This is a genomic window from Mesorhizobium sp. P2_E10 (genome assembly GCF_056404235.1).
On sequence record NZ_JBFUEK010000007.1, the window covers coordinates 174,336 to 185,502 of the forward strand.

Genomic DNA, 11,167 nt, shown 5'->3' on the forward strand with positions numbered 1-11,167 from the left:
CGACAGGAGATCAAGGAATGAGCGAACTGAACTCGATCACCGTCGATGTGGTGTCCGATGTCGTCTGCCCATGGTGTTTCATCGGCCAGAAGCGGCTCGACAAGGCGATTGCCGCCGCCGGCGATATCGATGTGCATGTACGCTGGCGGCCATTCCAGCTCGACCCGACCATCCCGCCCGAAGGCAAGGATCGCCGCGAATATATGCTGGGCAAGTTCGGCAGCGAGCAGCGCATCCGCGAAATCCATGCCCGCATCGAGCCGCTGGGCGAAGCGGAGGGAATCAACTTCGCTTTCGACGCCATCAAGGTCGCGCCCAACACGCTGGACGCGCATCGCGTCATCCGCTGGGCGGGTGCGGCCGGCGAGGCCGTGCAGAACCGGCTTGTACGCCGGCTGTTCCAGCTCAATTTCGAGGAAGGCGTCAACATCGGCGATCATGCCGTGCTGATCGAGGCCGCCCGCGAAGCCGGCATGGATGCCGCCGTGGTGGAGACGCTTTTGCCGACCGACGCCGATGTCGACGCGGTGCGCACCGAAATCGCCACTGCTTCACGCATGGGCATCACAGGCGTGCCGTGCTTCCTGCTGGAAGGCAAATATGCGGTGATGGGAGCACAGGACGCCGACACACTGGCGGACGCCATCCGCCAGGTTGCTGCGGCAAAGGCGAAGGGCGAACTGGAAAAGACCGGCTGAACTAGTTCACCGTCACCTTGGCCTTGCTGACGAAAAAGCCATGGCCGTTGGAGCCGGTGCAAGTCAGCCCCCTAGTTGACGACTCGCACTTGAACGGGCCCTTGCTCCAGCTGTTTCCGTAGGCCAGCTTGGCGACATCGCTGCAGCAGCCTTGCTCGCCGGGGTTCTTGATCAATATGGCTGGTCCCTTCGGTCCCAAGATAACCGTGATGTAGCTTGGCTCGACGCGCGAGCAACTCAGTTCCGGACCACCGTCCTGAGGCTCATAGGTGCTGGTGCCGCCCTTGGGCGTGTAGATGCAGCCAATGTTGCCTGACGGGGTGTTGAACTCGACCTGCCCTTCGGCACTCGCCGGAATGGACTGTTCGGCGGCATGCGCCAAAGGCAGCCAGGCCAAGGCAGCAAGTGTCGCGACTGAAAATGTTCGTGTAGACATGGAAGCCCCTCAATCCGATGCGCCGCATCAGGTTCGATCCGGATGGCAGCGTTGTCAAACGCGGTTTGGCGTGCATCTGGGAAAGTGCGATTTGGCGGATCGCCCAGACGCCCGGAACCCTTCGCCCGAAACGAATCGAGGCAGATAGGGCTGCCGGTCAGCGATCACGACGGTACTCCTGATGTGGTTGGAGACAGCCAATTTGGGGGCTTGCCACTCAGCCCTTAGGAGGAGAATTGGCTGACCGGCAAGGCGGAGAGGTTCACAAAACCGTGTGAAAAGCTTCCCCAAGGGAAGGTAAAGACGATCGCCTCACCACTGCTCAACCCATTGTAATAAATAGCAATATTTCCTTTCCGCATACAGGCTCCGCAGCCGGACCTGTTGCCCAGCGGCAACGTTGCGTGCGCCTGTTCACAGTCGCCGGGAGAAAATTAATAGAAAATGATCAATTGGTGTTACTATCCGTAACAAAAGAAAAAAGGTTTGGGCGGGATCGTGATTCGGGTCGGTAGACCATCGCAAGAGTCAGTACCTGAAAAAACACCTGGCGATGCCGCAAGGCCGTCGTCCCTGACGCCGGTTTCGTCGATGCGGACCTTCTGGGGGCTGATGCGGGCCTACTGGTTCTCGGACCGCTGGAAGGAAGCCTGGACACTGACGCTGGTGATTGCGCTGCTCACGGCGCTGTCCAGCAAGTCCGGGGTCTGGTTCGCCGAAGCATCGGGAGAACTGGTCAACTCGATCGCCTTTTTCCACGATGCAGCAAACACCGCGCCGCTTGAATCGCTGCTGACCAATGCCGGCATCCTGGTGCTGCTGGTCGTGCTCAAGGATGCGGGCTTTACCGGCATCCGCAGCCTTGTCTCCGCGACGCTGCATCGCAAATGGCGCGGCTGGCTGGACAGCCGGTTCAACGAAGCGCTGCTCGACCCCAATCACACGCATTTCCATGCCCAGCACGGTTCGTCCGGCAACGCCGCTCCCGACAACATCGACCAGCGCGTCCAGGAATCGATCAAGGACATGACCGGCGGCGCCATCGGCCTTGCCATGGGTGTCCTGGGCGTCGCCACCTCGCTCTACTTTGTCGGCGGAGCGCTGCTGACAAACTCTGTCGAAGTAAAAGGACTTGAGTTCCTCGGCAGCTATGGCAGCGCGGTCCTGGCCTTCGTGGCGGTCGCCACCTATGTGCCGCTGAACACCTGGATCGCGGTCAAACTGGGCAGGTTGCTGGAACGGCTCAACGTCAAGATGCAGCAGTCCGAAGGCAGCTATCGCGGCGAGCTGATCACCTTCCTGCGCCGCAGTTTCCATGTCGCCGCGTCGCACGGCGAGAATGTGCAGAAGACCATGCACAGCCAGCTTTATGTCGATATCGATCGCACGTGGGCGCGGCTGAACATCGTCAACACAAGCTACAATTCGTTCGAGCTGATCTACAATTTCATCGGCGCCCGCATTGTCGCCTACGGACCTGGCCTGGTGCCCTTCATCCACAACGGCTTCGACCTCAAGGGCTACATAACCGGCTCCGAGATGGTCAATTCGCTGATCAGTCAATGTTCCTGGTTCATCCATGTCATGCCGGCCATCGCCACGCTGCGGGCCAACAGCCAGCGTGTCACCGAACTGGCCAATGCGATCCAAAACGTCCAGCATCCGCAGGAGTTCTACAGCCAGACCGGACGTTCGGATTTCCGCTACGACCGCCAGAACCCGGTTTTCGGCCTGACCATCCAGAAACTCGAACTGGCGCATCAGGGCGAAGACGCCACGCCGTTCCTGAGTGCTGCCAATCTGCGCTTCCGGCGCGGCGAGTGGACGTTCCTCAAGGGCGAATCCGGTTGCGGCAAGACCTCGCTGATCAAGGCGATCAACGGCCTGTGGCCCTATGGCCGCGGCACCATCGTCTTCCCCGACGGTGTGCGCAGTTTCTTCGCCGCCCAGGAGGTCAAACTGCAGCAGGTCTCGCTGAAGCAGCTGGTCTGCCTGCCCGGCTCCGAATACGACCACACTGACGCACAGGTCGCATCCGCCTTGCACAAAGCCGGTCTTGGCGATTTCATCGAACACATGGCCGACGAAAACCGCGAGGGGAAGAACTGGGATCAGATTCTTTCCGGCGGCCAGAAACAGAAGCTGGTCGTCGCACGTATCGTGCTGCAGCAGCCGGGGCTGCTGTTCCTCGACGAAGCCACCGGCGCCCTCGATCCCGACGGCAAGATCGCTTTCCACCAGGCGATCAAGGACAATTGCCCCGATGTCACAGTAATCAGCATCATGCATGAGGCGGTGGCGCCGAGATCGCTGTCGGGGGCCGAATTCTACCACAGCGTGGTGTCGATCGCCGACGGCGTCGCCACCAAGAAGCCGCTGGTGCCGAACCTGCCGCGCGAACTCACCACCATTCTCGCCCAGCCAAGGCCGGCCGAGGACAAATGGCTGCGATTCTCGCGGCGGCTGAAGCAGAAATAGCAGCGGCGCCAAGGGCTCTGGCCGCCGCAGACTATCCTTGAGCGGTTGCCATACACCGACAGCGATCACAGTCTCGCGATTGGCCCGGTTCGCTGGCGTTTTCGGCCCCTATCGCGATTGACTCGGCAAAACGCGCTCCTATGTTGCGCCGGCTCGCAGAATTCCAACCTACAGCGCCGTGCGTCACTTCGGACGCGCAAAGGACGCTGTAGAAACTTAGCATTTGCGCATGATCCTTTCCGAAAATCGAAACCGATTTTCGGGGTCATGCGCTAGCCCGCGAGCAGAAAGGTCACCGCGCCATGCCTGGCGACAGTCACAGTCGAACGCAACCGCCGTCCGCCTAGACGTGACCTGACCGGTTCACGTCCTGCCGGATGGCAAGGAGTGAACCATGAACGAATTTTCCCCCGTAGCGGGCGACGATGCCGTCGCGATCGCCCGTATCCTTGCAAACGACCACGTCGCCGACGTCGTCGAGGCCCTGAACCGGGAGCCTCACGAAACAGCGATAGAGCTGCTGTGTGAAGTGCCGTTCGAGCGGCTGGTCGAAATCTTCGACCAGCCGGAGCTCGACGCTGCGCCCGAGCTTGTCGAGGCGTTGCCCCGCGCCAAGGCGGGCAAGCTGCTCACCGCCATGTCGGTCGATCGCGCCGCCGACCTGCTGCGCGAGCTGGAGGAGTCGGCCCGCTCCGAGCTGCTCGGCGGGCTTGCGCCGCCGCTGCGGGCAACCCTGCTTGCCATTCTGGGCTACCCCGAAGGCAGTGCTGCGTCACTGATGACGACGGAGTTCGTCAGCGTTCCCGCGGATTGGACCGTGGCCCGCACGCTGGACTACATCCGCAAGGTGGAGCGGACGCGTGAGACCATCTATGCCATCTACATCGTCGACCCCGAGACGCATGTCCTGGTGCGCTCGACCGGCCTGCGCCGGCTGATCACCGGCGAGCCGGACGACCTGGTGATCGACGTCGCGCTGGACCGCGTGCCGGTCACGGTCTCACCGCTGACCGACCGCGAAAACGTGGCGCAGCTGATCTCGAAATACGATCTGCTCGCTGTTCCGGTCGTCGACCACGGCAAGATCCTCGGCATCGTCACCGTCGACGACATCATCGATACGATGGTCGAGCAGACGACTGAGGACGTGCATCGTTTCGGCGGCATGGAGGCTCTGGACGAGCCCTACATGAAGATGAGCTTTCTCGCCATGATCCAGAAACGCGGCGGCTGGCTGTGCGCGCTGTTCATCAGCGAGTTGCTGACCGCCAATGCGATGCAGAGCTATGAGGGCGAGCTGCAAAAGGCGATCGTGCTGACGCTGTTCATCCCGCTGATCATGAGCTCCGGCGGCAATTCCGGGTCGCAGGCGACCTCGCTGGTGATCCGGGCGCTGGCGCTGCGCGAGATCGGTCTTGGCGACTGGTGGCGGGTCGCCTTGCGCGAACTGCCCACCGGCCTCGTGCTGGGGGCCATGCTTGGCGTAGTCGGCATCTGCCGTATCTCGCTGTGGCAATATATGGGCTTCTACGACTACGGCCCGCACTGGCCGCTGATCGCCACCACGGTTGGCGCAGCGCTGGTCGGCATCGTCACCTTCGGCTCGCTGTCGGGATCGATGCTGCCGTTCGCCTTGAAACGCATCGGCTTCGACCCGGCCAGCGCATCGGCGCCGTTCGTCGCCACGCTGGTCGATGTCACTGGCCTGGTGATCTATTTCTCGGTGGCGATGGTGATCCTGCGCGGCACGCTGCTGTAGGGTGTGTGCTGATATTCAGGTGATGCCGGCCTGACCTGAATCTCAACACACCCTCAGCGTTTTAAATCAATCGACCCGCACGCCGTCCTTCACCCGGTAGGTCGGCTTGTACATGGTCACGAGTTCCTCCGCCGCCGTCGGATGCACGGCCATGGTGCGGTCGAAAGCGTCCTTGGTCAGCCCGGCCTTCAGCGGGATGGCGAGAAGCTGCGCCATCTCGCCGGCATCCGGCCCGAGGATGTGGGCGCCCAGCACCTTTTTCGAGGCGCCGTCGACCACCAGCTTCATCAGCATCTTTTCATCGCGACCCGACAGCGTGTGGCGCATCGGCCGGAAGGTGGCGCGGTAGATTTCAATGTCGGCAAAGCGTTTGACGGCCTCGTCCTCCGACAGGCCGACGGTGCCGATCTCCGGCTGCGAGAAGACCGCTGTGGCGATCGTCTCGTGATCGGGCGCGGTCGGATTGCCCTTGAAGGCGGTCTCGATGAAACACATCGCCTCGTGGATCGCCACCGGTGTCAATTGCACGCGGTTGGTGACGTCGCCGATCGCCCAGATGTTGTCGATGTTGGTGCGCGAATATTTGTCGACATTGATGGCGCCGGTCTGGCCGAGCTCGACGCCGATGCCTTCCAGGCCCATGTTTTCGGTGTTGGGAATGCGGCCGATGGCGAGCATGACCTGGTCGACGGTCAGTATCCTGCCGCCGGTGACCAGTGCATCGAGCCGGCCGTCCGGGCGCTTGCGGATCCATTCTGTGACAGCGTGGCAGAGGATCTTGATCCCCTTCTTTTCCATCGTGTCGTGCAGCATGCGCCGCAGGTCCATGTCGAAGCGCGAGAGGATCTCCTTGCCGCGATAGACGAGCGTGGTGTCGACGCCCAGGCCATGAAAGATGTTGGCGAATTCGACGGCGATATAACCGCCGCCTTCGATCATGATCGCCTTCGGCAGTTGCTTGAGGTCAAAGGCTTCGTTGGAAAAGATGCAGTGTTCATGCCCAGGCAGTGCCGGATGCGGCGCCGGGCGGCCGCCGGTGGCGATGAGGATCTGGTCGGCGGTGACGGTGCGGTCCTCGCCCAGCAGATGCACCACATGCTTGTCGACCAGCATGGCGCGCGAATGGAACGTCTCGCCGCCGGCGCCCTTGACGTTCTTCTCGTAGATCGCCTCCAGCCGGCTGATCTCGCGATCCTTGTTGGCGACGAGCGTCTGCCAGTCGAAGCTCGCCTCGGGCACCGTCCAGCCATAGCCGGCAGCGTCGGCAAAATGCTCGGGGAATTGCGAGGCATAGACGTAGAGCTTTTTCGGCACGCAGCCGCGGATGACGCAGGTGCCGCCATAGCGGAATTCCTCGGCGATGCCGACGCGCTTGCCAAGCGCTGCCGCGACCCGCGCCGCCCTTACCCCGCCGGAACCGCCGCCGATGACGAAAAGATCGTAGTCGTAACCGGCCATGACGAGGCTCCCGAAGCGCGATGAACTTGCGCCACAGGTAGGCTGCAAAGTTCCAAAAGAAAAGCCCGGACAAAGCCGGGCTTTCTGGTCCAGTGACGATAACGCCGCTCGAAAAAGGGGATCAGTTGGCGGGCGCTGCGCCATCGGCGGGAGCCGCGCCATCGGCCGGGGCCGCACCATCCGCAGGCGCAGTGGCGTCAGCCGGCGCCGGCGCCTTGGCTTTGGCTGCCGCGGCCAGCGTTTCACCAACCTGCTGGGCGAGATCGCGGCCGACGCCGTTCTGCCAGATGTCGGCGGCCTTCACCAGTTCACGCGTCACGATCGGGCCGTTGTCGAGCAGCTTCTTGCCGGCATCGGAATTGTAGAAGGCGGCGATGTCGGTGAGTTCCTTTTCGGAAAACACCTTGGCATAGGCGAGTGCTGCTTCCTTCTCGAGATCGGTGCGGCGCGAGGCCAGCGCCAGGGCCTTCTCGGCCACCGTCTTGGTGATCAACTCTTCCATGTCAGGGTTCTTCTGGATCAGCTGCTGCTCGAGTGCGGCGGCGCCCTGCGGCAGGATGTTGTCGAACGGGTCCGTTGCGTGGATGGCAGCGACTGCGGCGCGCGCGGCCTTCAGATGTGCTTCGGTGACGTCCTGCGAGAACGCCGGCGACGAAAACGCAAAGACAGCCGAAGCCATCAGAATGGCGGAAAGGTTGCGAACCCGGTTATGCAACATCATGATCGGTAGAACTCCCTGGTTTTCGGGCGGCATGGACGGTTTGGATGCCGTCGCCGCCGGCGATGATGGCCGCTGACGCCAGCCCGATGAAAAGACCGTGCTCGACCACACCAGGAATGGCGTGGAGAGCATTCGAAAGCGCTCTTGTATCCGGAATGCGGCCAAAAGATGCATCGAGGATAAAATGGCCGCCGTCTGTAACAAAAGGCTGGCTCCCCGTCATCCTCAATGTAACGGGCCCGAAAAGACCGAGGCTTTGCGCCGCGGCACCTACCGCGATTTCGGTGGCGCGCAGGCCGAATTGATTGACTTCGATCGGCAGTGGAAAACGGCCGAGCGTCTCGACCATTTTCGAGCGGTCGGCAATGACGATCATGCGCCTGGACGCCGCCGCGACGATCTTTTCGCGCAGCAGCGCGCCGCCACCGCCCTTGACCAGGGTCAGCGCCGGGTCGACCTCGTCGGCGCCGTCGATGGTGAGATCGAGTTCCGGCGTTTCCTCCAGCGTCGACAGCGGCACGCCAAGCTCGCGGCACAGGACAGCGGTGCGCTCCGAAGTCGGCACGCCGACGACGGTAAGCCCGGTCGCTACTTTTTCAGCGAGCAACCGCACGAATTCCTCGGCCGTCGTGCCGGTGCCGATGCCGAGCCGCATGCCATCGGTGACATGGGCAAGGGCTGCCCGCGCAGCCTCGACCTTCAGTTGCCTCGCATCCATGCATGCCCCGGATCTTGCTTGTTTGCGCGCTCGTAGCATTTTTGCCCGCGTGGTCAAAGACTTTGCCTGTGGACTGACCGGTCCTGCTTGCCTGAATGGGCAGCAAGGGCTATCGCCTGCCGGCAACGCATTTCTCCACAGGACAGGCCATGACCCGACCGATCATCGTGTTCGACCTCGACGGGACGCTGGTCGACACCGCGCCGGATCTGCTCGACAGCCTCAACCACAGCCTTGCCGCCAGCGAACTCGCCGCGGTCGACGAAGCCGGCTTCAAGCGCTTTGTCGGCCAGGGTGGCCGGGTGATGATCGAGCGGGCGCATACCGCGCAGCAGAAGTCGCTGGCGGTGGACGAACACGACCGGCTGCTAAAGCTGTTTCTCGATCACTACACCGACAACATTCCCGGCAGGTCGCGCCCCTACCCCGGCGTCGTCGAGGCCATCGCCCGATTCGAGAAGGCCGACTATCTCCTGGCTATCTGCACCAACAAATATGAGGCCAATTCGGTAGCGCTGATCGAGGCGCTCGGCCTGACCAAGCATTTCGCGGCAATCGCCGGACAAGACACATTCGCGTTCCGCAAGCCCGACCCGCGCCATCTCACGGAAACCATCGCGCTGGCCGGCGGCGACCCCGATCGTGCGCTGATGGTGGGTGATTCGCAAACCGACATCGATACGGCCAAGGCCGCCGGCATTCCGGTGGTGGCCGTCGATTTCGGCTACACCGACCGCCACGTCAGCGAATTCGAACCCTCGGCGGTGATCTCGCATTTCGATGCGCTGACGCTCGACCTGGCGGAACGGCTGATCAAGGCCGCGGCCGGACGCTGATCGGGCAAGGGGCAGCATCACGTCGCAAACAGGGTCGAAGCCACGGCAAATCCGATCCTGGTCGCAACGCCGCACAGCGCCTTGACTTCAACTGCCGGGCTCCCTTATATCGCGGCTCGCTTGGCCTTCGGGCAACGAGCGGGCGATTAGCTCAGCGGGAGAGCACACCCTTCACACGGGTGGGGTCGCAGGTTCAATCCCTGCATCGCCCACCATCTAACCTCACGAAATGGTTAGATGATTTGGCCTTCAGAGAAATCCCTGAAAATCGGCACTGGCGCGTAACTGGCGCGCAACCCGAGAATCTTGGCCGGAAAAACTCGACGCTCCCAGGTGCTCCACTGCCGCATCCACTTTGGGTGGGTGGCTGTGGGGGCGCGTAGCGCGGGTGCTAATAACCACAAATCCTGCTACGCAAAGGTCTTCGAAAGACAGGTGCAGTAGTGCAGCCGATCAAAGCGAGTGCGTCCGATATCGCCGTTTGGGGCCGGGCTCTGAGAAGCTTCGAGGGTGCTGTCGGCAGTGGCTACCCTTTCCCGGAAGCACAACTCGCCGGTCATTTGTATGCGGCTATACCTGTCACACTACCCCAGCTGACCATGTTTTGGGTCACGGTAGGCGTTAGCGCCCCAACGTCCGCCATCTCTGTGCTACAATGCACCGCCGCGCTTCCGTTACTGGATTGACCCGCGAGGAGGATCAGGCATGTCCGACCGCACCGACGTAGGCCCTCTGCAACTGGGCGAACGAGCGCCCAATTTCGTACTCGACGCAATTACTCGCGAGGGCAAGATAGCTATCGACGATTTCCGCGGCGAAAGGCCAGTGCTGGTTGGGCTGTATCGAGGTCTGCATTGTCCGTTTTGCAGGCGTCATATCGCGACGGTTTCGTTGCTTACACCAGCCCTTAACGCAAAGGGCATCGAAAGCCTCACGGTGGTGAACACGCCCATTGAGCGGGCGCGCCTTTATCTCCGGTACCATCCGATGGTTGGTTTGCTTGCCGCATCCGATCCGGAGCGCGTTTCACACCGCGCCTTTGGATTGCCCAATATGCAAATAACTGAGGGCGAGAGCGCATTGCCGCACAAGGTCTCAATGAACGATGTGAAGGCGATGCGGGTCAACGTCCCGGGCGAAATGCCTGAGCCGATGGATCCGTTTGCCACGCTCGAATATCTGAACAAAAAAGACAACTACGACATCACTGAAGCGGACCAGCAAATGATGGCGACCGGCGTGGGCCAGCTCATGGGCCAGTTCCTGCTCGACCGCAACGGCGTCGTTCGCTGGACGTTCTCCGAGGTTTTCGATGGCGGCTTGGGCGCCCACCCGAACTCTGAGGCCATGATGTCGGTCGCGTCGCATATTGGTCAGTAGCGGCGCAGTGCGCTGAGCGGGTGCACGGACCAGCGCAGGCGAGCTCCTGGATCACCATCACGGTCGACAAGGAAACCGGTTGCTGGACATCGATTTCGAAAGATCACGAATTCAGAATCAAAGTCGCAAAGCCCGGAACCTTCGTGTTCCTGGCTATGCGTGGCGCCACCACCGAAAACAGAGAAGAAGATAGCAACACCTGGGAATACCGTGAGCCTGTCTTTTGGCGCGTGGCTGACCTACCCGATGATGAAAAGCATGTGTTCACTGAGTACGACCAGAAGTGGCAGGTCACACGGGTTCCCCAAGCCGGAAGGTATGGACTTACCTTCTCACCGACATCGATGGTCGGCTGGAAGGGTGAGGTCTCTGTATGCCTGCGCATGTCTGCCAAGCTCTAGCCTGAGAGACCTGAGGCACAACTCGCCCCTTCCCCACCAAAATTCTTCTGGGCGAAATTCAAGGCGCTGCTGTAGCTCTGGAACTGGCAGACATTGGAGCCGTTCCGCACCTTCATCTGCTCGAGATCCCAGAATGAAACCTCGATGTGATCGTTGGCGCAATAGACCGTGTAGCGGTCAGGTTCCAGCGCCCTGGCTTTCTGCACCGGTATGAAAACGGCCGGAATTGACAGCATGGAAAGTGCAAGCATGACGGCATGACGCGTGCGCATGAGAAAGACC

11 protein-coding genes and 1 tRNA gene are annotated in these 11,167 nt (G+C 61.6%); 7 read left to right on the top strand and 5 right to left on the bottom strand.

What is annotated here, in order from left to right:
• Positions 1-17 precede the first annotated feature (17 nt).
• Positions 18-698, top strand: coding sequence for a DsbA family oxidoreductase (locus AC1D0N_RS20240; RefSeq protein WP_477246957.1), 681 nt, complete (start codon positions 18-20; stop codon positions 696-698).
• A 1-nt stretch (position 699) separates the two neighbouring features.
• Here AC1D0N_RS20240 and AC1D0N_RS20245 read toward each other — a convergent pair whose 3' ends face one another.
• The gene (locus AC1D0N_RS20245) at positions 700-1,134 is read right to left on the bottom strand and encodes a hypothetical protein (protein ID WP_477246959.1); all 435 of its coding nucleotides are present in this window, start codon (positions 1,132-1,134) and stop codon (positions 700-702) included.
• 591 nt (positions 1,135-1,725) lie between these two features.
• Here AC1D0N_RS20245 and AC1D0N_RS20250 point away from each other — a divergent pair.
• Complete coding sequence (locus AC1D0N_RS20250) at positions 1,726-3,612, top strand: ABC transporter ATP-binding protein/permease (protein WP_477246961.1); 1,887 nt, start codon at positions 1,726-1,728, stop codon at positions 3,610-3,612.
• Between the two features lie 394 nt (positions 3,613-4,006).
• Positions 4,007-5,371, top strand: coding sequence for a magnesium transporter (gene mgtE, locus AC1D0N_RS20255; protein ID WP_477246963.1), 1,365 nt, complete (start codon positions 4,007-4,009; stop codon positions 5,369-5,371).
• Between the two features lie 66 nt (positions 5,372-5,437).
• On the opposite strand, the gene gor is transcribed toward mgtE, so the two are convergent.
• The 3 genes from gor to rpiA form a co-directional block, all read right to left on the bottom strand.
• Positions 5,438-6,829, bottom strand: coding sequence for a glutathione-disulfide reductase (gene gor / locus AC1D0N_RS20260; RefSeq protein ID WP_477246965.1), 1,392 nt, complete (start codon positions 6,827-6,829; stop codon positions 5,438-5,440).
• Positions 6,830-6,950: 121 nt separating this feature from the next.
• On the bottom strand, positions 6,951-7,550 hold the full coding sequence (locus AC1D0N_RS20265) for a DUF2059 domain-containing protein (RefSeq protein WP_477246967.1): 600 nt from the start codon (positions 7,548-7,550) through the stop codon (positions 6,951-6,953).
• Positions 7,537-8,268, bottom strand: coding sequence for a ribose-5-phosphate isomerase RpiA (gene rpiA, locus AC1D0N_RS20270; protein ID WP_477246968.1), 732 nt, complete (start codon positions 8,266-8,268; stop codon positions 7,537-7,539). Before rpiA ends, AC1D0N_RS20265 begins: the two co-directional genes overlap by 14 nt.
• 149 nt (positions 8,269-8,417) lie before the next feature.
• Between rpiA and AC1D0N_RS20275 the strand changes: the two genes are divergently transcribed.
• The 4 genes from AC1D0N_RS20275 (at position 8,418) to AC1D0N_RS20290 (ending at position 10,885) form a co-directional block, all read left to right on the top strand.
• Positions 8,418-9,104, top strand: a complete 687-nt coding sequence (locus AC1D0N_RS20275) for a phosphoglycolate phosphatase (protein WP_477246970.1) — start codon at positions 8,418-8,420, stop codon at positions 9,102-9,104.
• Between the two features lie 140 nt (positions 9,105-9,244).
• A tRNA-Val gene (locus tag AC1D0N_RS20280) sits at positions 9,245-9,319 on the top strand.
• 490 nt (positions 9,320-9,809) lie between these two features.
• Complete coding sequence (locus AC1D0N_RS20285) at positions 9,810-10,484, top strand: peroxiredoxin-like family protein (protein ID WP_477246972.1); 675 nt, start codon at positions 9,810-9,812, stop codon at positions 10,482-10,484.
• Between the two features lie 20 nt (positions 10,485-10,504).
• On the top strand, positions 10,505-10,885 hold the full coding sequence (locus AC1D0N_RS20290) for a hypothetical protein (RefSeq protein ID WP_477246974.1): 381 nt from the start codon (positions 10,505-10,507) through the stop codon (positions 10,883-10,885).
• Here the strand turns inward: AC1D0N_RS20290 and AC1D0N_RS20295 are convergent.
• A complete protein-coding gene (locus tag AC1D0N_RS20295) occupies positions 10,882-11,157 on the bottom strand; it encodes a hypothetical protein (RefSeq protein ID WP_477246976.1) in 276 nt (91 codons plus the stop codon). The genes AC1D0N_RS20290 and AC1D0N_RS20295 overlap by 4 nt on opposite strands.
• Positions 11,158-11,167: the final 10 nt, after the last annotated feature.

Coding starts and splice junctions, on each gene's coding strand:
- AC1D0N_RS20240 (WP_477246957.1), top strand. CDS start 18: ATGAGCGAACTGAACTCGATCACCGTCGATGTGGTGTCCGATGTCGTC.
- AC1D0N_RS20245 (WP_477246959.1), bottom strand. CDS start 1,134: ATGTCTACACGAACATTTTCAGTCGCGACACTTGCTGCCTTGGCCTGG.
- AC1D0N_RS20275 (WP_477246970.1), top strand. CDS start 8,418: ATGACCCGACCGATCATCGTGTTCGACCTCGACGGGACGCTGGTCGAC.
- mgtE (WP_477246963.1), top strand. CDS start 4,007: ATGAACGAATTTTCCCCCGTAGCGGGCGACGATGCCGTCGCGATCGCC.
- AC1D0N_RS20250 (WP_477246961.1), top strand. CDS start 1,726: ATGCGGACCTTCTGGGGGCTGATGCGGGCCTACTGGTTCTCGGACCGC.
- rpiA (WP_477246968.1), bottom strand. CDS start 8,268: ATGGATGCGAGGCAACTGAAGGTCGAGGCTGCGCGGGCAGCCCTTGCC.
- AC1D0N_RS20285 (WP_477246972.1), top strand. CDS start 9,810: ATGTCCGACCGCACCGACGTAGGCCCTCTGCAACTGGGCGAACGAGCG.
- AC1D0N_RS20265 (WP_477246967.1), bottom strand. CDS start 7,550: ATGATGTTGCATAACCGGGTTCGCAACCTTTCCGCCATTCTGATGGCT.
- gor (WP_477246965.1), bottom strand. CDS start 6,829: ATGGCCGGTTACGACTACGATCTTTTCGTCATCGGCGGCGGTTCCGGC.
- AC1D0N_RS20295 (WP_477246976.1), bottom strand. CDS start 11,157: ATGCGCACGCGTCATGCCGTCATGCTTGCACTTTCCATGCTGTCAATT.